This is a genomic window from Sphingomonas sp. PP-F2F-G114-C0414 (assembly GCF_003688595.1).
Classification (GTDB): domain Bacteria; phylum Pseudomonadota; class Alphaproteobacteria; order Sphingomonadales; family Sphingomonadaceae; genus Sphingomonas.
In genome coordinates this window covers 521,528-543,117 of the sequence record NZ_RCWT01000011.1, presented here as the reverse complement: position 1 = coordinate 543,117, position 21,590 = coordinate 521,528, and the positions used below count along the sequence as shown (strand labels likewise).

General features: G+C 68.0%; 20 protein-coding genes. 5 read left to right on the top strand and 15 right to left on the bottom strand.

Features of this window, described 5'->3' with window-relative positions; translation table 11 throughout:
* Positions 1–38: 38 nt before the first annotated feature.
* Genes fliP through C8J47_RS11545 form a run of 13 tightly spaced genes read right to left on the bottom strand, consistent with a single transcriptional unit; the run spans position 39 to position 11,858 of the window.
* Complete coding sequence (fliP, locus tag C8J47_RS11605; RefSeq protein ID WP_121885761.1) at positions 39–980, bottom strand: flagellar type III secretion system pore protein FliP; 942 nt, start codon at positions 978–980, stop codon at positions 39–41.
* A complete protein-coding gene (locus tag C8J47_RS11600; protein WP_056054129.1) occupies positions 977–1,231 on the bottom strand; it encodes a flagellar biosynthetic protein FliO in 255 nt (84 codons plus the stop codon). Before C8J47_RS11600 ends, fliP begins: the two co-directional genes overlap by 4 nt.
* Before the next feature lie 6 nt (positions 1,232–1,237).
* On the bottom strand, positions 1,238–1,528 hold the full coding sequence (fliN, locus tag C8J47_RS11595) for a flagellar motor switch protein FliN (protein WP_056054132.1): 291 nt from the start codon (positions 1,526–1,528) through the stop codon (positions 1,238–1,240).
* On the bottom strand, positions 1,525–2,487 hold the full coding sequence (locus C8J47_RS11590; protein ID WP_121885760.1) for a flagellar motor switch protein FliM: 963 nt from the start codon (positions 2,485–2,487) through the stop codon (positions 1,525–1,527). The genes fliN and C8J47_RS11590 overlap by 4 nt, the downstream gene beginning before the upstream one ends.
* A 3-nt stretch (positions 2,488–2,490) precedes the next feature.
* The gene (gene fliL, locus C8J47_RS11585; RefSeq protein WP_121885759.1) at positions 2,491–3,117 is read right to left on the bottom strand and encodes a flagellar basal body-associated protein FliL; all 627 of its coding nucleotides are present in this window, start codon (positions 3,115–3,117) and stop codon (positions 2,491–2,493) included.
* A gap of 16 nt (positions 3,118–3,133) precedes the next feature.
* Entirely contained in the window at positions 3,134–4,945 is a 1,812-nt protein-coding gene (locus tag C8J47_RS11580; protein WP_121885758.1) for a flagellar hook-length control protein FliK, read from the bottom strand.
* 46 nt (positions 4,946–4,991) lie between these two features.
* A complete protein-coding gene (locus tag C8J47_RS11575; protein ID WP_121885757.1) occupies positions 4,992–5,417 on the bottom strand; it encodes a hypothetical protein in 426 nt (141 codons plus the stop codon).
* 1 nt (position 5,418) lies between these two features.
* A complete protein-coding gene (locus C8J47_RS11570; protein WP_121885756.1) occupies positions 5,419–6,744 on the bottom strand; it encodes a FliI/YscN family ATPase in 1,326 nt (441 codons plus the stop codon).
* Complete coding sequence (locus C8J47_RS11565) at positions 6,738–7,499, bottom strand: FliH/SctL family protein (protein WP_121885755.1); 762 nt, start codon at positions 7,497–7,499, stop codon at positions 6,738–6,740. The genes C8J47_RS11570 and C8J47_RS11565 overlap by 7 nt, the downstream gene beginning before the upstream one ends.
* A complete protein-coding gene (gene fliG / locus C8J47_RS11560; protein WP_056054156.1) occupies positions 7,492–8,502 on the bottom strand; it encodes a flagellar motor switch protein FliG in 1,011 nt (336 codons plus the stop codon). Before fliG ends, C8J47_RS11565 begins: the two co-directional genes overlap by 8 nt.
* A complete protein-coding gene (gene fliF, locus C8J47_RS11555) occupies positions 8,499–10,172 on the bottom strand; it encodes a flagellar basal-body MS-ring/collar protein FliF (protein WP_121885754.1) in 1,674 nt (557 codons plus the stop codon). The genes fliG and fliF overlap by 4 nt, the downstream gene beginning before the upstream one ends.
* Position 10,173: 1 nt before the next feature.
* Complete coding sequence (gene fliE, locus C8J47_RS11550) at positions 10,174–10,536, bottom strand: flagellar hook-basal body complex protein FliE (protein WP_056054162.1); 363 nt, start codon at positions 10,534–10,536, stop codon at positions 10,174–10,176.
* Positions 10,533–11,858, bottom strand: coding sequence for a sigma-54-dependent Fis family transcriptional regulator (locus C8J47_RS11545; protein ID WP_121885753.1), 1,326 nt, complete (start codon positions 11,856–11,858; stop codon positions 10,533–10,535). Before C8J47_RS11545 ends, fliE begins: the two co-directional genes overlap by 4 nt.
* A gap of 314 nt (positions 11,859–12,172) precedes the next feature.
* Here C8J47_RS11545 and C8J47_RS11540 point away from each other — a divergent pair, with 314 nt between their 5' ends.
* From C8J47_RS11540 to C8J47_RS11530, 4 genes are all read left to right on the top strand, one after another.
* A complete protein-coding gene (locus C8J47_RS11540; protein ID WP_056054167.1) occupies positions 12,173–12,994 on the top strand; it encodes a flagellin in 822 nt (273 codons plus the stop codon).
* Between the two features lie 205 nt (positions 12,995–13,199).
* Positions 13,200–13,577, top strand: coding sequence for a hypothetical protein (locus C8J47_RS19200; protein WP_183129078.1), 378 nt, complete (start codon positions 13,200–13,202; stop codon positions 13,575–13,577).
* The gene (locus tag C8J47_RS19195; RefSeq protein ID WP_183129077.1) at positions 13,577–13,837 is read left to right on the top strand and encodes a GNAT family N-acetyltransferase; all 261 of its coding nucleotides are present in this window, start codon (positions 13,577–13,579) and stop codon (positions 13,835–13,837) included. Before C8J47_RS19200 ends, C8J47_RS19195 begins: the two co-directional genes overlap by 1 nt.
* Positions 13,838–13,957: 120 nt before the next feature.
* Positions 13,958–17,272 carry a PAS domain-containing hybrid sensor histidine kinase/response regulator gene (locus C8J47_RS11530; RefSeq protein ID WP_259467497.1) on the top strand — a complete coding sequence of 1,105 codons (3,315 nt, stop codon included), beginning with the start codon at positions 13,958–13,960 and terminating at the stop codon, positions 17,270–17,272.
* Between the two features lie 149 nt (positions 17,273–17,421).
* On the opposite strand, the gene C8J47_RS11525 is transcribed toward C8J47_RS11530, so the two are convergent.
* Positions 17,422–18,045, bottom strand: a complete 624-nt coding sequence (locus C8J47_RS11525; RefSeq protein ID WP_121885751.1) for a response regulator transcription factor — start codon at positions 18,043–18,045, stop codon at positions 17,422–17,424.
* The gene (gene acs / locus C8J47_RS11520; protein WP_121885883.1) at positions 18,042–19,997 is read right to left on the bottom strand and encodes an acetate--CoA ligase; all 1,956 of its coding nucleotides are present in this window, start codon (positions 19,995–19,997) and stop codon (positions 18,042–18,044) included. The genes C8J47_RS11525 and acs overlap by 4 nt, the downstream gene beginning before the upstream one ends.
* A gap of 154 nt (positions 19,998–20,151) precedes the next feature.
* Between acs and C8J47_RS11515 the strand changes: the two genes are divergently transcribed.
* Positions 20,152–21,585, top strand: coding sequence for a DcaP family trimeric outer membrane transporter (locus C8J47_RS11515; protein WP_310886129.1), 1,434 nt, complete (start codon positions 20,152–20,154; stop codon positions 21,583–21,585).
* Positions 21,586–21,590 lie beyond the last annotated feature (5 nt).

Genomic DNA, 21,590 nt, shown 5'->3' with positions numbered 1-21,590 from the left:
GGTGTGGGGCGAACAGGAGTGTGGGGCCGTGCATAGCTCTACGTCGCGAACGAGTTGGCGAGGCTGCCCATCGTCAGCGCCCAGCCATCGACGAGGACGAACAGCAGCAGCTTGAACGGCATCGAGATGATCGTTGGACTGAGCATCGCCATGCCGAGCGACATCAGCACGGTCGCGACGACGAGATCGATGACGATGAACGGCAGGAAGATCAGGAAGCCGATCTGGAACGCGGTCTTCAGTTCCGACGTGACGAACGCGGGGAGCAGGACCGAGAAGGGGATGTCGAGCGACGATGCGTAGGGGCCGGACTTGGCCATCTGCGCGAACATCGTGACGTCCTTGACGCGCGTCTGCTTCACCATGAACGCGTGCAAGGGCACGCCCGCGGTGGTGATCATCTGCGTGCCCGCGAGCTTCCCCGCGGCATAGGGCTGGATCGCGGTCGTGTTGATCTGGTTGATCGTCGGCGCCATGATGAAGAACGACAGGAACAGCGACAGCCCGAGCAGCACCTGGTTCGGCGGCGTCTGCTGGAGGCCGAGCGCCTGGCGCAGGATCGCGAGCACGATGATGATCCGCGTGAAGCTGGTCATCATCAGCAGGATCCCCGGCAGGATCGTCAGCAGCCCCATGATGATGAGGACTTGCAGCGAGAGCGACAGCGAGCCGCTCTGGCCGGTATTGCCCGCGGCCTGGCCGCCGAGCTGGCCGAGCGCGCGATCGACCGCGTCGCCGACGGCGGGGTTGGTCGGGGCGGGGACGCCTTGCGCGAAGGCTGGCATCGCGAGGAACAGGGCGAGGAGGACGGCGAGGCCTATCCACACCCACGCGTTGGCGCGCGACCGCGGCGCAGCGTTGCGCAGTGCGCCGTTCGTGGCTTCTGGATTCCCGCGTTCGCGGGAAAACGGCTTGGCCTTCGACGCGGCAAACAAGGCCGGACCGGAACCTTGGCGCGTCACTGTAGCGCGGGGGCTCATGCGTCGACCTTGTCGATCAGGTGCACGCCGCCGCGGCCGACCGAGACGAGCAGCCGGCGGCCCTCGAAATCGATCACCGCAAGGCGCAGGCCCGGCGAGATCATCATCGTTTCCTTGACGCCGATCAGCCGCGTCGAGGGCTTGCCCGGGATCCGGCTCTCGAACTTGCGCCACAGGTACAGGCAGCCGAACATCAGTCCGCACACCAGTGGCAGCAAGATCACGAGCTTGAGGATATAGGTCCAGAGCATCGTGGTTCAGCCGCGCTTGTCTGGCGACACGAGCTCGGTCATCCGCACGCCGAAGCGCTCGCCGACCGTCACCACTTCGCCGCGCCCGATCAGCGTGCCGTTGACGAACACGTCGAGCAGCTCGTTGGCCTGGCGATCGAGCTCGATCACGCTGGATTCGCCGAGCGCGAGCAGTTCGCGCAGGGTCAGGCTGGTCGAACCGATCTCGACGGTCAGCTTGACGTCGACATCCTGGAGCAGCCGAAAATTGGCGGCGACGGCAGCATCTACGGGGAAGCCTCCGGTCATGTCGTTCATGCTGCAAATCCTTCGTCGAAACTGGTAATCGAGGTGAGCTGGATGGCGGCGAAGCCATTGGACGTGCCGACCGTGCCGCAACCGAGCCGGTTGTTGCCGACCATCACCGGCACGTCGCCCGAGATGGTGATCGGGATCACGTCGCCGGGCTTCAGGTCCATCAGCATCGTCAGCTTGACGACCGGCTCGGCGAGTACCGAGCGGATCGGGAAGCGCACGTTCATCGCGGCCCGCGTCAGCTCGGTGCGCCAGGCCGGATCGGGCTCGGCCGACTTGCCGACGACCTTGGCGGTCAGCGACGGCGCATGCGGCTTCAGCGCGGAGACGGGGTAGACGAGGTCGAGGAACACGGGTTTTGCGGCGCCCGCGGCGATGCCGAAGCGCGTGACGATCATCGCGTCCTCGCCGTCGAGATCGGCGATCATCGCCGGGTTCACCTCGACCCGCGTCGGCAGGAAGTCGAACCGCGCCATCGGCTCCCATGCGGTCTTCAGCGGCGCTGCGATCATCTGGCCGATCCGCGCGACCATCGCTTCGGCGGCGGGTGAGAATTCGGTCGGCAGCGTGTGCGGCGCAGCGCCGGTGCCGCCGAAGAACATGTCGAGCATCTCGAGCACGAACTTGCCGTCCATGATGCACAACGCCTGCGCCATCCCCGGCGTCATGATCAGCGGCAACCACGCGGTCAGCGCATCGCTACGTTCGGCCCGGTAATCGGTGAAGCGCTGGACCACCAAAGGCTCGGCCCAGCAGCGGACCTCCTGGCGCAGCAACGGCTCGAACACGCCGCGCAAACCGCGCGCGAACCGTGCCGAGAGATGCTGCAACGAATGCAGGTCGCCGAACGGATTGAGCTTGGCCCCGCCGAGCATACCTTGATGCATCGCGCCGCCCTGGGGGGCGGTGGAGCGATCCCGGTCGCGTCGCTCGCGTGTCTTTGCTGGGGCCTCGTTAACCATGCCTCACTGAACAACGAAACTGGTAAAGTAAACGTTACCGATGCCGCCGAAGCCTTCCTTCTGCTTGAGCGTATCGTTGATCGCCTTGGCCAACCGGACCTGCAACTGGCGCTTGCCGTCGCTGCTCATGACCTGCTCCTCGGTGGTGTCGCCGAGCGCCATCAGGATCGCAGAGCGGACCGCGATGTCGTTGGTTTTCAAGTTGGTGATGACGGTGTCGTCGTACGGCGTGGCGACCGCGATACCGACCTGGACGAAGTGCGACGAGTCCTGGAGATTCGAGGTGAACTCCTTCTCCATTGGGTAATAGGTCGACGCGTATTTGTCGCCGCCCTCTCCTGCGGGGGGCTTCATCCCGTGATTTTCGGGCGCGGCCTCGTCGCCGCCATGACCGCCGCCTTCGCCGCCTTCGGTGGGATGCTTCTGCTCGCTTTTCGGGACGAGCTTGGGCTTTCCGTCGTCGGCCGCCGCAGCGTGACCGCCGCCGAGCAGGCCGGCGTTCGACGCATACACGCCCGCGCCGACGCCGCCGCCGACCAGCACGATCAGCGCGACGCCGCCGATCAGGATCGTCTTCATCTTGCCCTTCTTCTTCGGGGCGGCGTCGGCAGTTTCTTTTTTGTCGGCCATTTCGTGGTCCTTCGGGTCAAGCGATTCGGGTGTCTTCGTGCGCGTCGTCGATCACCGCGGCTGGCGCGGTCGTCGGGCGATTCGGCGTGTGCGGCGCGGTGGGTGTGCGCTGCTGGCTGGAGCTGGCGGCACTGTCACCGAGCATGCCCTGGCCGAGTTTCAACCCGCGCGCTTCGGCGAGTTCGACGAGCCGCGGCTGCGCGTCCTGCAACAGCGCGCGCGTCGCGGCCTGGTCGGCATTGAAATGGACGTGCACCGTATCGCCGTCCTTGCGCATCGAGACGTCGATCGCGCCGAGCGCGTCGGGGATCAGGCGGATCCGCGTATCGGTCGCATCGGCGGCGTCGCGCAGGATTTCGATCCGCTCGATCATCGCATGCGGCCAGCGTTCCTGTCGCATGTCGAGCGGGGTTTGCTGCGCCTCGGCGGTCTTGATCGTCAGCGGCGATACCGGCGCGCCGGGGGCGATCGACGGCGCGGTCGGATCGGTCTGGTCGCGCTCGTCGCGCGCCTTGGCGGCCTGGATCGCGGCGCCGAACACCTGGCTGGCCGAGGCGACGGTGCCGGGTTGCGGCTGGACCGCGGCGGGCTGCGCGAGCGCGAGCGCGACAGGGGTGGTCGCCTCGGTCGCTGTCCAGCGTGGCGCTGCGATCGGCGCGGTCTCGGCGGCCGGCGCTGACGGTTGCGGAAGCGAACCGGGTTCGCTCGCAAGACCGAGTGGGGGATTCACGCTCGAGATTTGTGGTGCGACGGGCACGGTCGCCGCTAGCGCCACGATCTGCAGCGGCGGAGCCGCGACGGGCGTGGTGGTGACCGAGGTGGCGGGCATCAGGGCGACCGGCGTGACTTGCAGCGGTGAGATTTGGCTATGGTCGACCACTCCCACCGCAGGTCGCGGCGCGGCTGTGGCGACGGGGAGGGCGCTGGGCTGCGCGACTGGGCGTGGCGCGATCGGGATTTGCAGAATTGAGGATGGCGCGACGGGGATCGCCGTTGGCACGACCGGTTCGGCCTGAGCGAGCTTCGTCGCGTTGCGGGATTGCCGCGGGGCCGGGGTGATCGAGGTCGTGAGGTCCGGTTCCGCCGCGACGAGAGGCTTTGCATCTGCCGCACCTGTAGCGATGGGTTTCGCGGCACCGATTGCCGATCCGGCGGGGGCGACTGCGTTCTCGGCCCCGATCATCTTGGTGGCTTCGGGGGGCGGCGAGGGGGCAAGGGACGCGACGAGCGGGATATCCGGGTTTGCTTGCGCAAGGGACGGAGCGAGCGTGGGCTGCGCGATCATGGGCTGATCGGGCAGCACCGGTTGGTCGGCGGGCGCCGCGTCGGCGGTGTCGTCCGACGGGGTCGTCGGGGTGTCGTTCTTGGCGTTGCCGCCGCGGGGCGCGGTCGCGAACGCCGCGGGACGCGCTGCACTCGGGCTCGGACGCGTGGCGATGGTGCGTTTGGCGACGTCAGGCGTCGCGGGCTCCGGATCTGCCGGGATTGGCGGCTGTACGAGCGTTAGCGATGTCGTGCGCGGGCCTGCCGCAAGCGGTTCGGCGAGGAGGGTGACGATCGCCGGGACGATCGGCTGTGCGGCCTCCGTCCCGATCGGGGTCGGCAAGGTGTTGCCGGTCGCGGCGGCGTCCTGCCGGACGATCGTGCCGGCCGACAGCGCCGGGATCGCGACGATCGGCACCGGCGTCGTCGGCGCACCCTCCGCGGCGGCGTCGTCGTTCGCCTGCGCGAAGGAGCCCGCGAAATCGCCCGGCGTCCGCCCGTTCTGCACGGTCGTCGACCGCGCCGGGGTCGGCAGCGTGGGAGAGAGGGTCGCGGTCGGGATCATGCAGGATACTCGTTCGGGCGGCGGCACGGCGCCGGTCCGCTAGCGCTCAGCAAGGATCGTGCCGAACCTTTCGGAACGCGGGCGATTCCTCCATCGCGCGGATCGCCTTCAGCACCGCGTCGGCGTCGGCACGCGCGAGCAGCTTTTCGACCGCACTCTGGTCGCGCTTGGCGACGCGGGTCGCCTCAGCGGCGCGGCCGACATGATGTTCGGCGGCCTGCATGCGCTCGACCGCGGCGTCGGCGGATTTCTGCAGGCGTTCGCGGTAATGCGCGGCGGCGCCCAGCGACACCGCGACCTGCGTCTCGTGGACCGGCGCGACCGCGTCGACGAGCAGCGCGATACGCCCGGACAGGAGCTGTTCGCTGGCGAACTTGTCGTGCGCGCGCGCTTCGTCGGCGCGGGTCAGGCCGAGCTGGAGCGTGCGGACGCGGTGGATACGCGCCAGGGTCTTGCCGCGAGCATCCGCCATCTCAACCGCCGAAGACGCCGGTCAGTTCGGCCACGGCATCGTCGAGCGAGACGTTCTCGTCGGCGTCCTGGCGGATATATTCCATGACCGCGGGGTGGCAGGCAATGGCGGCGTCGATCGCCGGATCGGCACCGTGGCGATACGCGCCCATCAGCACGAGATCGCGGTTCTCCTCGTAGGTGGCGAGGTGGCGGCGCAGCGTGCGGGCGGCCGCGGCATGGGGGGCGTCGACGATGTCGGTCATCACGCGGCTGACCGACGGGCCGATGTCGATCGCCGGGTACACGCCGCGCTCGGCGAGCTGACGGTTGAGGACGATGTGTCCGTCGAGGATCGAGCGCGCCGAATCGACCACCGGATCGTTGCCGTCGTCGCCATCCGCCAGTACCGTGTAGATCGCGGTGATCGAGCCGCCGGTGTGGACGTCGACGCCAGCGCGCTCGATCAGGTTCGGCAGCATCGCGATCGCAGAGGGCGGATAGCCGCGTGCGGACGCGGGTTCGCCGAGCGCGAGGCCGATCTCGCGACCGGCATGCGCGACGCGGGTCAGCGAATCCATGATGAGCAGGACTTTCTTGCCCTCGTCGCGGAAGGCTTCGGCGATCGCGTGCGCCCGCAGCGCGCCGCGGATGCGGAGGACGGGCGAATGGTTGGCGGGGACGGCGACGACGACCGAGCGCTTGCGCGCTTCGCCGGCCACTTTGGTCTCGAGGAAGTCGGCGACTTCGCGGCTACGCTCGCCGATCAGGCCGATGACGATCACGTCGGCCTGCGCGGCGCGAACGATCATGCCGAGCAGCACCGATTTGCCGACGCCCGAGCCGGCCATGATGCCGACCCGTTGGCCCTGACCGATCGTCAGCAGGCCGTTGATCGCGCGGACGCCGACATCGAGCGGTTCGCGTACGCGGCCCCGATCCAGCGGCGACTGGAGTTTCCCCGCGAGCGGCCAGCGTCCGGCGCCGCGGATCGGGCCGAGTCCGTCGATCGGCTTGCCGGCGCCGTCGACGACGCGGCCGAGCAGCGCAGGGCCGACCTCGGCCTCGCCGGGCGCACCGATCGGCTTGACTGGCGCCCGCGGCAGCAGCGCGGCGGCGCCGCCGAGGTTCATCATCAACGTACGGCCGTTGCGGAAGCCGATGACCTCGGCCTCGACGCTCGCAGCACCTTCGCCGACCTGGCAAACGGTGCCGACGGGCAACGTCAGCCCGACCGCTTCCATCAGCAGGCCGTCGAACGAGGCTAGGCGGCCCGATACCTTGGGCTTGGCGACGAAATCGGCGTTGGAGAGGGTCTCGAGATAATCGGCGGTGAAGCGGTTCAACATTTGGGCACCGGCACGCGGTCGATCGCCAGCGCAAGCTGATCGAGCCACAATTCCGGACCGTCCTCGACGATCGTCGAGGCGCTTTCGAGGATGAAGCTGCCGCGTGCGACACTTGGGTCGCCCGCCGCGAAGATCGACTTCGGCAAGCGGCCTTCGAGCAGCGCGACGTCGTCGGGGTGGACACGCAGCAACGCCGATTCGGCGCCGTCGGCGAGCAGTTCGGCGGCGTTTTCGATACGGCCGGCGAGCACGTCGGGTGCGATCCCGACTTCGCCGACGACCTTCGACACGAGGAACAGGACGGTCTGGCGGAGCTGTCCGGCGATGCGCTCGCGATCGATCCGATCGGCGCCGAGTGCGGTGGCGAGATCGCCAAGCAACGTCGCGTCCCGCGCGCCGGCATCGCGAGCGGCTGCCGCAGCGGCGGCAAGCCCTTCCTCGTAGCCGGCGGCGTGTGCGGCGGCGAGCGGGTCGATGAACGACGATTCGCTGACCGGATCGAGCGGATCCCAGCCGGCGGTCGGGTTCACGTCCTTGTCGGCCGGGCTGAAGTGACGCGGTGTACCAGCATCCCCCGCGGCGTCGCGGACGGATTCGGCGGTGAACGCGTGCCCGAAATCATTGGCAGGCCGGATCGTCGCGCGGGCGCGGATATCTGCTGCGGCGAACCCCGAAGGTGGGGCGAACGCGCTGGCGAGGACGTTGGCCGCGGTGGTGTGGCGCGACGCGAAGCCTGCGGTGAACCCGTTAGACATAATCGTCCTCGCCTCCGCCCATCTGGATCGTGCCGTCCTTCGCGAGCCCGCGTGCGATCGCGATCATCGCCTTTTGCGCTTCGAGCACCTCGGCGAGCTTCATCGGCCCACGCGCCTCCATCTCGTCACGGATGCCGTCGGCGGCGCGCGCCGACATGCAGCCGAGGAAGCGGTTGCGGATCGTCTCGTCGACGCCCTTCAGCGACTTGGTCAGGATCTCGCTGTCGACGTTGCGGATCAGCGTGCCCAGGTTCTTGTCGTCGAGGTCGAGCAGATTGTCGAAGATGAACATCGCCTCCTCGATCGCCTTGGCGACATCGCGGTCGATCTTGAACAGCTTGGGCATGACGCGCTGTTCGGTCGCTTTGCGCGCGCCCGACAGGATCTTGGCGGCCTCGCGCGTGCCGCCGAGCGTCACGCCCGCGCCCGCCGACGACGTGCTGGTGCGATTGGCGAGCAACGTGCGCAACGTATCGACCGCCTCTGGCGTGATCGGCCCGAGCCGCGCGATGCGGTGGAGGATGTCGGGCTGGACCGCGTCGGGCAGTAGTTCGAGCACCTGGCCGCCGATCGACGCGTCGAGATTGGCGATCAGGACCGCGGCGATCTGCGGATGCTCCTTCTCGATCATCGCGGCGATCTCGGGCGCGTCGAGCCAGTCGAGCAGTTCGAGTTCGCACGCGGCTTCGGCGGGAGTAATCCGCGCCAGCACGCTTTCGGCCTTTTCGCGACCGAGCGCACGGTTCATCACCGCCTCGATCTTGGGACGCGGGTCGAAGCCGATCGCGGTGCGTTCGCGGGCATGCCCGACGAAATCGTCGAGCACGTCCTCGACTTCCTGTTCGGAGACGTCGGCGACCTTGAACATCGCCGCGCCAAGCTGACGCACTTCCTCGGGCTCGAGCTTTTGGAGGATGGCCGCAGCCTCTTCCTCACCGACCAGCATCATCAGGACCGCTGCGCGCTCGACGCCGGTGTAGGTTCTGATGGCGACCTCGCTCACTTCGCGTCCGCCTTGATCATGTCGCGTACCGCCAGCGCGGCGCGGGTCGGATTGTCGCGGGTGAAACCGCGGACTGCGCCGATCCGGTCGTCATAGCCACGCGTGTTCTCGAGCTGGTCGAGGCTAACGGGGGCGGCCACGCCGATGCCGGCAGGCGCGCCGTCGCCATCGACCTCGCCGATCGGCTGGCCGAAGGCGGGACGCGTCGTGGCGTCGTCGCGCTTCTTCATCAGCGCCTTGGCGATCGGACGGACGCCGAGCAGCAGCACCAGCAGCGCGATGACGATCGCGGTGCCGTTGCGTGCGAGCACCGGTAGCCAGGCGTTGTCGTACCAGGCGGGGCCGCTCGTCGCGGACGCATCGGCGCCAGCGAACTTGCGGCTGATCACCGTGACATTGTCGTTGCGCGCCTGATCGAAGCCGACCGCGCTCTTCACGAGATCGCTGATCTGGGTGATCTCCATCGCGGTGCGGCGGGTCTTGTCGGGATCGCGGAGGAGGACGGCGACCGACAGGCGCTTGACCCCGCCCGGCGTGGCGCGCGTGACCGAGACTTCGCGGCCAAGGTCGTAGGCGCGCTGATACTGGTCGGACTGCTTCATCGGATCCGGGGCCGGACCGCCCGCGACCGGGGGACCGGGATTGCCGTTCTGCGCCTGCGGGGTCGACAAGGTGCTGGCCGAGGGCGGCGTGTTGCTGAGTGCGCCTGGAATACCGCCGGGGCCGGCGGCCGCGCCTTCCTTCTGGTTGCCCGTCCAGTTGCCCGTCTCGGCGCGCAATACGCCCTGCTTCTCGTAGCTTTCACGCGTCGCCTGGCTTTCGTCGAGATTGACGTCGGCCTGGACCTCGGCGGTGAAGTTGCCCGCGCCGACCAGCGGCGTGAGCAGCGCGATCAGCTGGGTGCGATACTTGTCCTCGATCCGGCGCTGGATATCGATCCGGGCGTCGCTCGCAGCACCGGCACCATCGCCGCCACCGCTCTTGGTCAGCAGCGCGCCCATCTGGTCGACGATCGTGACCGCCTCTGGCTTCATCCCCGGCACCGACGAGGCGACGAGGTTGATGATCGAGCTGACCTGCGCATCGCTCAGCGAGCGGCCGCCCTGCAATTTCAGGATCACCGACGCCGACGGTGCGGCGTTGTCGCGGACGAACACGGAGGCTTCAGGCATCGCAAGATGCACGCGCGCCTCGGCGACCGCATCGATCTCCTCGATCGACTTGGCGAGCTCGGACTCGCGCGCCTGGCGGAGACGTTCGCCTTCGACCGCGCGGCTAACGCCCATCGGCAGCTGGTCGAGGATCGCATACCCGCCAGGTGCAGCCTTGGGCAGGCCCTGGCCGGCGAGCAGCATCTTCGCGCGGCTATAGTCCTCTTCGGACACCGTCAGCGCGCCGGTACCGTCGTCGATATGGCTCTTGATGTTCGCGGTGGTCAGCGCGGAGGTGACCGCGGCCTTGTCCGAATCGGGCAGGCCGCTGAACAGCGTCTTCTGCGTCGGCGTCGACAGGCTCATCCACGCGAGCGCAGCGGCCGCGATGAGTCCGACCATCAGCGCCATCGGCAGCGAACGACGGACCGCCGGCTGCGCGAACGCGCTCTTGATCTGCTGGAGAGGGTTGGCGAACCGTTCTGTGCCGCCGGGCGATGGGATGAGTGCGGTGCTCATGTCAGACCGGCATGCTCATGATATCCTTGTAGGCGGACAGCAGCTTGTTGCGGACCTGCAACGTCGCCTCGAACCCGACCGACGCCTGCTGGCGGGCGAGCATCACTTTCGCGATGTCGACCGTTTCGCCGCGCTCATAGCTTTCGCTGACCTTGGCGGCCTGGGTCTGGCCTTCGTTGACGCTTTTGAGCGCCGATTCCATCGTGTCGACGAAGCTGACCGGCTTGACCGCTTCGGTCGGCGCGGCGTTGCCGGTGGCGCCGGCCCGCGACAGCGCCTGGTTGCGCTCGAGGATCTGCGAGCGCAGCGCCATCACGCGGTCGACGCTCATCGCGCCGCCGCCAATGCCCGAAACACCGCTCATGCCGAGGCTGCCCAGTTATGGACGCTGCCGATATCGTCACCCTGCTCGCGCGCCTTGGCGAGGCGATAGCGCAGCGTGCGTTCGGAGATGCCGAGGCGCTTGGCGGTCTCGATCCGGCTGCCGTTGCACGCCTTCAGCGTCTCGCGGATCGCGGCGAACTCGCTCATCTGGACGATGTTACCCAAGGTGTCGGGGCTGCCCCGGGTTTCGGGCTCGGCCGGTGCGACGGCCGCGGCGGGAATGATCGACGCCATCGGCACGCTGCGCTGGAAGGTCAGCGACACCGGACGATCGAACACGATGTGGTTCGCCTCGATCGTGTCGCCGCCGCAGAACAGCAACGCGCGCTGGATCACGTTCTCGAGCTCGCGGACGTTGCCGGGCCAGTCATGGTGCATCAGCTGTTCGATCGCGGCGTGGCTCGGCCAGGGAATGAGCGTGCGGTTGCCGGCATGGCGCAGGATCAGCGTGGCGGCGAGCGCGGGAATATCGTGCGGGCGGTCGGCCAGCGGCTTGGTCGCGAGCGGGAACACCGCGAGGCGGTAATAGAGATCCGCGCGGAACCGGCCGGCGGCAACTTCGGCATGAAGGTCGCGGTTGGCGCAGGCGATGACGCGGACGTCGATCGGCTGCGGCACCGACGCGCCCAACGGCACGACTTCGCGCTCCTGCAACACGCGGAGCAGCTTTGCCTGCAGCTGGAGCGGCATCTCGGCGATTTCGTCCAACAAGATCGTGCCGCCATTCGCTGCACGGAAGAACCCGTCGCCACCGCTCGACGCGCCGGTGAACGCGCCCTTCTGGTGACCGAACAGCAGCGCCTCGAGCATCGATTCGGGGAGCGCGGCGCAGTTGATCGCGATGAACGGCTTGTCTTTCCGCGCCGAGCCGTTGTGGATGGCACGCGCGAGCACTTCCTTGCCGGTGCCGGTCGGGCCGTTGATCAGCACGGTGATGTCGGCGGCGGCGACGCGCTCGGCCAGGGCGAGCAGCGCGAGTGATTCGGGGTCGGCGGCGGTCGGCATGTCGGGCCCACCGATCAGTGCGCGCGCGAAGCCGTTGCCGACTGCGGCGTCCTCGGCGGTGAAGCTGATCCGGGCCGGCGTGCCGTCGCGCGACGGGGTCACCTGGCGCCCCTCGCAGCCGATCACCACGGTACGGGCAGGGGCGGTGATGCCCTCGCCATCCGCCACTAGGAACAGGTCGTTCGCGCCTGGCTGGCCGGTTTCGAACGAGCCCACGCCGAAGCCCTGCGCGCGCAGCGACGAGACCAGCGCATATTTTCGCGAAGTGACTGCGGCTGATGGAAAAATCGATCGCATGGTGTTCCCCTTGGACGAGTCGGGGAATGCCGCATTGCTGGTAAACTACTGGTTAAATGCTGCCGCCTGCCGGCAGAATATTTCCGGGCGTGGCTGCGCGGACACGTGCGACCGCGTTCGCTCGCGTGCGCCCGCGTAGAAGACTTTGGCGGCCGGCGGTCGGGACGGCGTGATTTGCCGATTCGATCCCGCTGTAATTTCCGGCGCGATTTTTTTCTAAAGCCCGCGCGGACCCGGCCGTTACTCATTTCGATAGATCGGCACTTCGCCACGGGGGCGGCGCGGATCGTCTGAAAATTTACGGAGATTTCGCAATGACTGTCATCGGTACCAACATCTCGGCCATGCGCGCCGCGAACGCTTCGAACGCAGCCAGCATGGCGCTGTCGACCTCGATGGAGCGTCTGTCGACCGGCAAGAGCATCAACTCGGCCAAGGACAACGCAGCCGGCATGGCGATCAAGACGTCGATGACGTCGCAGATCAAGGGCATGAACCAGGGCATCCGCAACGCCAATGACGGCATCTCGATGGCGCAGACCGCTGAAGGCGCGCTCGACGAGGTCACCAACAACCTGCAGCGTATGCGCGAACTCGAAGTCCAGAAGGGCAACGGCACGTATTCGGCCAGCGACATCCTGAACATCAAGGCCGAGCAGGACGCGCTGTCGACCCAGATCACCAACGTCCTGACGAACACCAAGTTCAACGGCGTGGCGCTGTTCGACGGCTCGGCGGGTACTGGCGGCACGGTGAAGATCCAGGCCGGCGCGAACTCGACCGATGCGATCGATCTCGCTCTCGGCGGCGACCTCAAGGCTGCGGGCACGGGCCTCGGCACGGTCGTGACGGCAACCGGTTCGGCCGGCACGCTCTCCGACTATGACACGGCGATCTCGAACGTCTCGAACCGTCGTGCGAACCTCGGTGCGGCCCAGAACCAGCTGCAGTCGGCGGTCAACAACCTGACCTCGAACTCGACCAACCTGTCGGACGCCAAGAGCCGGATCGAAGACACCGACTTCTCGTCGGAGACGACCGCCCTCGCCAAGGCACAGATCCTGAGCCAGGCATCGACCGCGATGCTGAGCCAGGCCAACCAGAGCCAGCAGAGCGTCCTGAAGCTGCTTCAGTAATCCGAAACGGCACCGGCACCGCCCCCCCCAAAAGGGTGTCGGTGCCGATCGGACCCGTCCGCCGATGCGGACGGACAGAACCCCGGTGGCTTCGGCCGCCGGGGTTTTGCGGTGTTCGCGGTCGGCGCCTGTATAGAGTGTGAGGTCTTGTCAGACGGTCGTCCGCCTTCGATACCGGCGTGCCGCTGTTGCAACGCGAGTGACGATGAACACCAGAGGCGTCGATCCCGGCCTTGTGTATGCGTGGCTTTGCGGCCGGTCGCTGGCGCGCGGGGTACCGCAGCCGGTCGCCGACCAGGGTGGTTTCCGGGTCGATACCGGCACCGAGGCGGAGATCAGCCGCTGGGTGTTTCGGACGGTCGGGCCGGGATTGCCAGCGCTTGCCCGCGGTCTTCAGGATCCCCGCTACTTGCTGAAGCTGTGTGGAGAGGCCGACGAACTCCGATCGATCCTCCCTGGCGGCTGGCAGGTCGAAGGCGGCAATTTCTTCATGCAGAGCAGCGGCGCGCGCTTCGAGGCCGCCCCGGTCGAGGCCTACGCGATCGACGTCGTCCGCCACGATGCGGTGATCGCGGTGCGATAGTGGCGGAGGACGGCACGCTGGCGGCGAGCGGCTATGCGGGTGAAACACCCGCCGCCTTCGCCTATGACCGGATCGCGACCGCGCCCGCGCATCGTCGGCAGGGATTGGGCCGCGCGGTGATGGCGGCGCTTCAGGGTGCGCGGCATTATCCCGGTACGCCCGAACTGCTGGTCGCGACCGAAGCGGGGCGCGCGCTGTACGAACGGCTGGGATGGCGGACGCTCTCGGCCTATTCGACGGCGACGATCGTGCGGCCGTAAGACCGCCGGCGTGCGTGCGTCTGCCGTCACGTTGCATTGCAACAGCAGGGCGAACGCGTAGGCTGACTCTTCCACGACGATATCGAGCAGACCGGGAGCGGGGCCATCAGCGGGCCGAATGTGATCTTTGCGATCATCGCCTATTGCGCGGTGTTGTTCGGCATCGCCTGGGTGGTCGATCGGCGAGGCCTGTCGCAGCGGCTCGGGCGGGTCGCCTATCCGCTGTCGCTTGCGGTCTATTGCAGCAGCTGGACGTTCTTCGGCGGGGTCGGCACCGCGGCGACGCGCGGCTGGGATTACCTCGCCATCTATCTCGGGCCGGCGTTGGTGTTCCTGCTCGCGCCGAAGTTTCTCGCGCGGCTGGTGAAGCTCGCGCGCGACGAGGGATCGAGTTCGATCGCGGACTTCATCTCGGCGCGGTACGGGCGCAGTCGCAGCACCGCGGCGATCGTCGCGGGCACGGCCTTGCTCGCGTCGGTGCCGTATATCGCGCTCCAGTTGCGGTCGGTGACGCTGAGCTTCGGCGCGATCGCGGGCGTCGGCAGTTCGGCGGAGGTCGGCACGTTCGTCGCGCTGCTACTGGCCGTGTTCGCGATCGTGTTCGGCGCGCGGCGGTATGAGGTGGCGGGGCGCAATCCCGGCGTGATCGCGGCGATCGCGGCGGAATCGCTGATCAAGCTGCTGTGTTTCGTCGTGCTCGGCGTGGTGACGATGGCGTTGCTCGTCGACGTACCGGCGACGACGCTGGCGCCGTCACTGGCGCGGCTCCGGGCGGGCTTCACCTGGGGGGCGCTGTCGTCGGATTTCTGGGTACGGACATTGCTGTCGGCGTTGGCGATCCTGTGTCTGCCGCGGCAATTCTATGTCGGGGTGATCGAGGCGCGCGGGCCCGACGCGGTCGCCCGAGCGCGCGGACCGTTCATCGCGTACATGGTGGTGATCTCGCTGCTCGTGCTGCCGCTGGCGCTGGCGGGCATGACGCTGTTGCCGGGCGATGCCGAGCCCGATCTCTACGTGCTCGCGGTGCCGTTGCAGCAGGGTCAGCACGTTGTTGCGTTGCTCGCGTTCCTCGGTGGTTTTTCCGCGGCGACGGCGATGGTGGTGGTCGAGACGATCGCGCTGTCGACGATGGCCACCAACGACCTGCTCGCGCCGCTGCTGCTCCGGCGCCACGGCGAGGCGGGCGAGGGTGAGCTGGGGCGGCGGATGCTGCGCGTGCGGCGCCTCATCATCGCGGCGATCGTCGCGGTCGCGCTGGTGTATGGACGAAGTCTCGGCGCGGATCTGCCGCTCGCATCGATCGGGCTGATCGCGTTTGCCGGCGTTGCGCAGTTCGCGCCTGCGCTGATCGCCACGGTCGGGTGGAACTTCGCCAACCACACCGCCGCGCGCGCGGGACTGGTCGGGGGCGTGATCGTCTGGATCTATTGCCTGTTGCTGCCGTCGATCGGCGAGGGTGTCGGGCCGGCGCTGGCGCAGTTCACGCGCGGGTGGCTCGATCCCGATGCGTTGCTCGGCTGGCGGATCGGTTCGCCTTTGGTCAACGGCACGGTGTGGAGCCTCGGCATCAACGTCGCGCTGATGGCGGGTTTGCACGTCCGCGAACGCCAGCGCGGCAACAGCGCGCTCGATCACGTCACGACGCTCGGCGAGTTGAAGTCGCTCGTGGCCAGGTTCGTCGGCGATACCGAGGCGCTGGCGCTGGATCTGGTGTCCGCCGATCCGCGCGCGCCGATCGACGGCCCCGCCGCGCGCACCGCCGAGCGGCTGATCGCAGGCGTGATCGGCGCACCATCGGCGCGCAAGATCGTCGCGTCGAGCATCGCCGGGTCGGCGATCGACGTCAGCGACGTTGTCCGGCTGCTCGACCAGCGCGGGCGCTCGCTGCGGTTTTCGCGCACGTTATTGTCCGCGACGCTGGAGACGATCGATCCGGGCGTCAGCGTGATCGATGCGGACCTGCGGCTGGTCGCGTGGAATCCGCGCTATGTCGAGATGTTCGACTATCCCGAGGGCTATGTCGTGGTCGGCCGCTCGATCGCCGACCTGATCCGCTACAATGCCGAGCGCGAGGGCATCGCGGGCGATATCGCGGCGCATGTCGGTCGGCGGGTGGCGCACCTCGCGCGCGGGACGCCGCATAGTTTCGAGCGGCAGCGGCCGTCGGGGCGCTGGATCAAGATGGTCGGGCGGCCGATGCCGGGCGGCGGCTACGTTCAGAGTTTCACCGACATCACCGCGGAGAAGGAGGCGCAGGCCGATCTCGAGGCGCGGGTGGCGGCGCGGACGCAGGACCTCGCGCGGTCGAACCACATGCTCGGCGAGGCGCGCGCGATCGCCGAGACCGCGACGCGCGACAAGACGCGGTTCCTGGCGGCGGCAAGCCATGATTTGCTGCAGCCGCTGCATGCGGCGCGGCTGTTCTGCGCGGCGCTTGCCGAAGACAGGGCGCCGCATCAGGCGGAACTGGTGCGCGCGATCGATGGCGCGATCGGGTCGGCGGATACGTTGCTGCGCGCGCTGCTCGATGTGTCGCGGCTCGATGCCGGGGGCGTCGTGCCGAAGGTCGAGCGGTTTGCTTTGGGGGCGTTGATCGAGGAACTGGCGGTGCAGTTCCGGCCGTTGGCGGGCGAGCGCGGGCTGGTGCTGGCGGCGCATCCGGGGGCGTTCAGCGTGGCGACGGATCGGTCGCTGCTGCGCTCGATCCTGCAGAACTTCCTGTCGAACGCGGTGCGCTACTCGGCGGATGGGCGGATCTGGATCGGGGCGCGGCGCAGGGGCGACGATGTGCTGATCGAGGTGCGGGACAACGGGCCGGGGATCGCGGCGGCGGACCGCGAGCGGATCTTCGAGGAGTTCGAGCGGCTCGAGAGCAAGGGCAGCGCGGGCGGTGGCGTCGGGCTGGGGCTGGCGATCGTCCGGCGGATCGCGCGGCTGCTCGGGTCGGCGGTCGAGTTGCGGTCGGAACTGGGGCGGGGGACGACGTTTGCGGTGCGGGTGCCGCTTGCGCCGGCCGGGCTGGACGTTTTGTTGCCGACGCCTCTGGCGAGCCGTGCGCTGGTGCCGGGGTTGCGGGTGCTGTGTCTCGACAACGACGCGACGATCCTCGCGGCGCTCGATGCGGCGTTGCGCGCGCGGCGGTGCGTGCCGTTGCTCGCAGCGACGATCGCCGAGGCGATGGAACTGGCGGCGGATGAGGAGCCGGACGTGGCGCTCGTCGACTTCCATCTGGACGAGGCGGAGGACGGGCTCGACGTGGTTGCGCGGTTGCGGGCGATGGTGCCGGCGCCGGCGATTGCGCTGGTGACGGCGGATCGTACGGTGGCGGAGGATGTGCGGTGTGTGGGGCTGGTGGTGCTGACGAAGCCGGTGGTGCCGGCGGATTTGTGGCGGTTTATTGAAGATGCGTCCGCGGCCGCGGCGCGTGGGAGTTGATCCTCTCCCGCAAGGGGGAGGATTGGGGCACGGGCACACGCCGTCATCCTGACGAAAGTCAGGATCCAGAGCCACGGTCGGGGTGGGTGGTATCCTGGGTCCTGACTTTCGTCAGGATGACGGTGGGGGAAGGGGCAGACGGTGCGCGGCTAATCGGCGAAGTGGATGTCCATCGCGCGCGCCGCGAGGACGGCTTGCGTGCGGTTCTGGACGCCTAGTTTCCGCAGGATCGCGGTCATGTGACCCTTCACGGTGCCCTCCGAAATGCCGAGGTCGAAGGCGACTTGCTTGTTCAGGCGGCCGGCCAGGACGCCGAGGAGGACTTTGAGTTCGGTTGGCGTGAGGCTCGCGACACGCGTCGCCATGTCATCGACAGAGGCACTTTCGATCGGCGCATCGCGTTCGCCGGCGAGGGCTCGGGCTACGGCTTTTTCCAGCGTGGCGAGGTCGGCGGTCTTGGAGACGAAGCCGATCGCACCATACGCCCGCGCACGCGGTGCCGCCTCGGCTTCGTCCGCCGAGGAGATCACCATGATCGGCGTGTCGAGCCGTTCGGCGTGGAGCAGCGCGACGCCTGCAAAGCCTTCGGAGCCCGGCATGCGCAGGTCGAGCAGGATAAGATCGAGACGCACCGCCCCACGCACCGCGTCGACCGCCTCGCAAAGTTGCCCCGCCTCGATCACCACCGCGTCGGGCGCGGCGCGGCTGACCGCCAGTTTCAACGCCTGGCGGAACAGCGGGTGATCGTCGGCGATGAGGATCGTGCGCGTCATGCCGGTACGGGAATGGCCTCCTCGCGGCCCGCGATCAGCGCATCGACCACCGCGGGATCGGCGAGCGTCGAGGTGTCGCCGAGCTGGTCGAGCTGGTTCTCCGCGATCTTCCGCAGGATGCGGCGCATGATCTTCCCCGAGCGGGTCTTGGGCAAGGCCGGCGCGAACTGGAGGATGTCGGGGGTCGCGATCGGGCCGATCTCGCGGCGGACCCACTGGACGAGTTCCTTGCGCAGGTCCTCGCTCTGCTCGGCGTTCGCGTTGAGCGTGACGTAGGCGTAGATGCCCTGGCCCTTCACGTCGTGCGGCATGCCGACGACCGCGGCTTCGGCGACCTTCGAATGCGCGACCAGCGCGCTCTCGACTTCGGCGGTGCCCATGCGGTGGCCGCTGACGTTGATGACGTCGTCGACGCGGCCGGTGATCCAGTAATAGCCGTCCTCGTCGCGGCGGCAGCCATCGCCGGTGAAATACTTGCCGGGGTAGGTCGAGAAGTATGTCTGGAAGAAGCGCTCGTGATCGTTCCACACGGTCCGCATCTGGCCCGGCCAGCTGTCGGCGATGACGAGATTGCCCTCGACCGCGCCCTCCAGAACCTTGCCGTCCGCATCGACCAGTTCCGGCACCACACCGAACAGCGGTTTGGTCGCGCTGCCGGGTTTCAGCGCGGTCGCACCCGGGAGAGGCGAGATCATGTGCCCTCCCGTCTCGGTCTGCCACCAGGTATCGACGATCGGGCAACGGCCGTCGCCGACGACGGTGTGATACCAGTTCCACGCCTCGGGGTTGATCGGTTCGCCGACCGAGCCGAGCAAGCGCAGCGACTTGCGGCTGGTGCGCGTCACCCAGTCGTCGCCCTCGCGCATCAGCGACCGCAGTGCGGTCGGGGCGGTGTAGAGGATGTTGACCTGGTATTTGTCGACGATCTGCCAGAACCGGCTGTGATCGGGATAGTTCGGCACGCCCTCGAACATCACGGTGGTCGCGCCGTTCGCGAGCGCGCCGTACAGCGAATAGGTGTGGCCGGTGACCCAGCCGACGTCCGCCGCGCACCAGAAAATCTCTCCGGGCCGGTAGTTGAAGACGTATTCGTGCGTCATCGACGCCCATACCAGATAGCCGCCGGTCGAGTGCAGCACGCCCTTGGGCTGGCCGGTCGAGCCGCTGGTGTAGAGGATGAACAGCGGGTCCTCGGCGTTCATCGGCTCGGGGGCGCAGTCGGTCGACTGGCCCTCGACGCACTCCGAATACCAGCAGTCGCGGCCTTCGGTCATGGTGACCTTGCCGCCGGTGCGACGGACGACGATGACGGTCTCGACCGCGAGGTCGCCGTGGTCGAGCGCGGCGTCGACATTGGCCTTCAACGGCACGGTCTTGCCGCCGCGCAGACCCTCGTCGGCGGTGATGACGATGCGGCTGTCGCAGTCGTGGATGCGGTTGCACAGGCTTTCGGGCGAGAAGCCGCCGAACACCACCGAATGGATCGCGCCGATCCGCGCGCAGGCGAGCATCGCGAACGCCGCCTCGGGGATCATCGGCAGATAGATCGTGACGCGGTCGCCCTTCTTGACGCCCTTCGCCTTCAGCGCGTTGCCGAGCTTTGACACCTCGTTGCGCAGTTCGGCATAGCTGATCTTGCGGTCGTCGGCGGGATCGTCGCCTTCCCACAGGATCGCGGTCGCGTCGGGGCGCGCGTCGGCGTGGCGATCGACGCAGTTGGCGGCAACGTTGAGCTGGCCGTCCTCGAACCAGCGGATGTGAAAGTCGCTCTCGTCGAACGACGTGTCCTTGATCTTGGTCGGCGGCACGATCCAGTCGAGCCGCTTGGCCTCCTTCGCCCAGAACGCGTCGGGATCGGTCGCGGCCTCGGCATACATCCGGTCATAGGCGGCGGCATCGATCAGGGCGTCCTTCGCCCATGCCGCGGGGACGGGATAGCTTGCCTCGGTCATCTGGCTCTCCTTTTGCCGCGCTGTACGCGGTCGTGTCGGCACGATCATCCCTAACCAAAGTAAGGGATGGACGCAGGTTCGCAATGCGCCATGATCACAAGGCTTATCCCACGCGTAAGACCAGTGGGAGGGCGCGGAGACGGGGATGACACCGATGGCATTCAAGACGAGGCTGGCCTTGACGGCGTTGCTGGCGGGAACTGCGCTGGTACCGGGTATCGCGCAGGCGCAGACCGCGCGCGAAGTCGAGCTCGAGACACGGTTGAAGGCGCTCGAAGCCGCGGTGCAGGATCTGCGCGGCGAGCTGACCGCGGCGCGGGCAACGGCCGCGGCGCCGATCGCCCCGACTACCATGAGCGCGACTTCCACGAGCACGACCCCCATGAGCGTGGCATCCGAGTCGCCAGGCCGATCGCCCGGCGCGACCAACGTGGCCCAGGCCAAGCCTGTCGCGGCAAATTCGGCACCGACCGATGGTTTTCGCGTGGGCAACACGACGGTCAAGCTGGGCGGCTTCGTTCGCCTCAACGTCATTGCCAGCCGTTATAGCGATGGCGAGGCCGCGGTCGGGGGGCTGGGCAAGGAGTTCTTCCTGCCGCAGCAGATTCCGGTCGGCGGCGGGTTCTCCACACAGGATCTGCTGCTCTCCGCGCGCCAGACCCGCCTGCAGTTCAGCACGTCGACCCCGATGAACGGCACCGACATCAAGACGCTGGTGGAGTTCGATTTCGCGCTCGCGACGGCGCCGGTCGGCGCGCAGCGCGCGACCAACCCCTACACGCCCACCTTCCGCCGCGGCTTCATCGAATATGGCAACCTGCTGGTCGGGCAGGAATGGTCGACCTTCCAGAACATCGCGGTGCTGCCGGAGACGACGGATTTCGTCGGACCGCTGGACGGCACCGTGTTCAACCGCCAGGCGCAGGTCCGCTATACCATCCCGTTGCGATCCGGCCTGACGTTGCAGATCGCGGCCGAGAACCCCGAAACGGAAACGGCATTGCCGGCCAACGCGGCGCTGGTCGACACGGATGACGATCGCCTGCCCGACGTGGTGGCGCGGGTGAACTGGAAGCCGAAATTCGGCGATTTCGCGCTCGCCGGCCTCGCGCGCGAGTTGCGCACCGATACGCTGGGGAGCGGCGATACCGCCTTCGGCTGGGGCGTTTCCGGGTCCGGCAAGATTCCCATCGGCAAGCGTCACGACCTGCGCTTCATGGCGACTTACGGGCAGGGCATCGGCCGCTATCTGGGATTGGGATACGTGCCCGACGCGATCTACGGCGGCACCGCGACGCAGCTCGAGCGGATCGACAATTTCGCGGGCTTCGCGGCACTGCGGATCGGCTGGACCGATGCGATCCATTCGACGCTCATGGGCAGCTACCAGTCGGCCAATTATCCGGCGGGCGTGATCGTCACGGGGCTGGCGAACGCCAAGTCCTATGGCGGCGCAGGCAACCTGTTCTGGTCGCCGGGCAAGGGCTTCGACATCGGCGTGGAGTACCGCCACGCGGTCCGCGAGCTGGTCTCGGGCGACACCGGCGCGCTCGACCGCCTCGAATTCGCATTCAAATACGGGTTCTGACTGCC

What these genes read in the sequence shown, in the direction of transcription:
- fliP (WP_121885761.1), bottom strand. Translation starts at nt 980, where the DNA reads ATGAGCCCCCGCGCTACAGTGACGCGCCAAGGTTCCGGTCCGGCCTTG.
- C8J47_RS11600 (WP_056054129.1), bottom strand. Translation starts at nt 1,231, where the DNA reads ATGCTCTGGACCTATATCCTCAAGCTCGTGATCTTGCTGCCACTGGTG.
- fliN (WP_056054132.1), bottom strand. Translation starts at nt 1,528, where the DNA reads ATGAACGACATGACCGGAGGCTTCCCCGTAGATGCTGCCGTCGCCGCC.
- C8J47_RS11590 (WP_121885760.1), bottom strand. Translation starts at nt 2,487, where the DNA reads ATGGTTAACGAGGCCCCAGCAAAGACACGCGAGCGACGCGACCGGGAT.
- fliL (WP_121885759.1), bottom strand. Translation starts at nt 3,117, where the DNA reads ATGGCCGACAAAAAAGAAACTGCCGACGCCGCCCCGAAGAAGAAGGGC.
- C8J47_RS11580 (WP_121885758.1), bottom strand. Translation starts at nt 4,945, where the DNA reads ATGATCCCGACCGCGACCCTCTCTCCCACGCTGCCGACCCCGGCGCGG.
- C8J47_RS11575 (WP_121885757.1), bottom strand. Translation starts at nt 5,417, where the DNA reads ATGGCGGATGCTCGCGGCAAGACCCTGGCGCGTATCCACCGCGTCCGC.
- C8J47_RS11570 (WP_121885756.1), bottom strand. Translation starts at nt 6,744, where the DNA reads ATGTTGAACCGCTTCACCGCCGATTATCTCGAGACCCTCTCCAACGCC.
- C8J47_RS11565 (WP_121885755.1), bottom strand. Translation starts at nt 7,499, where the DNA reads ATGTCTAACGGGTTCACCGCAGGCTTCGCGTCGCGCCACACCACCGCG.
- fliF (WP_121885754.1), bottom strand. Translation starts at nt 10,172, where the DNA reads ATGAGCACCGCACTCATCCCATCGCCCGGCGGCACAGAACGGTTCGCC.
- fliE (WP_056054162.1), bottom strand. Translation starts at nt 10,536, where the DNA reads ATGAGCGGTGTTTCGGGCATTGGCGGCGGCGCGATGAGCGTCGACCGC.
- C8J47_RS11545 (WP_121885753.1), bottom strand. Translation starts at nt 11,858, where the DNA reads ATGCGATCGATTTTTCCATCAGCCGCAGTCACTTCGCGAAAATATGCG.
- C8J47_RS11540 (WP_056054167.1), top strand. Translation starts at nt 12,173, where the DNA reads ATGACTGTCATCGGTACCAACATCTCGGCCATGCGCGCCGCGAACGCT.
- C8J47_RS19200 (WP_183129078.1), top strand. Translation starts at nt 13,200, where the DNA reads ATGAACACCAGAGGCGTCGATCCCGGCCTTGTGTATGCGTGGCTTTGC.
- C8J47_RS11525 (WP_121885751.1), bottom strand. Translation starts at nt 18,045, where the DNA reads ATGACGCGCACGATCCTCATCGCCGACGATCACCCGCTGTTCCGCCAG.
- acs (WP_121885883.1), bottom strand. Translation starts at nt 19,997, where the DNA reads ATGACCGAGGCAAGCTATCCCGTCCCCGCGGCATGGGCGAAGGACGCC.
- C8J47_RS11515 (WP_310886129.1), top strand. Translation starts at nt 20,152, where the DNA reads ATGGCATTCAAGACGAGGCTGGCCTTGACGGCGTTGCTGGCGGGAACT.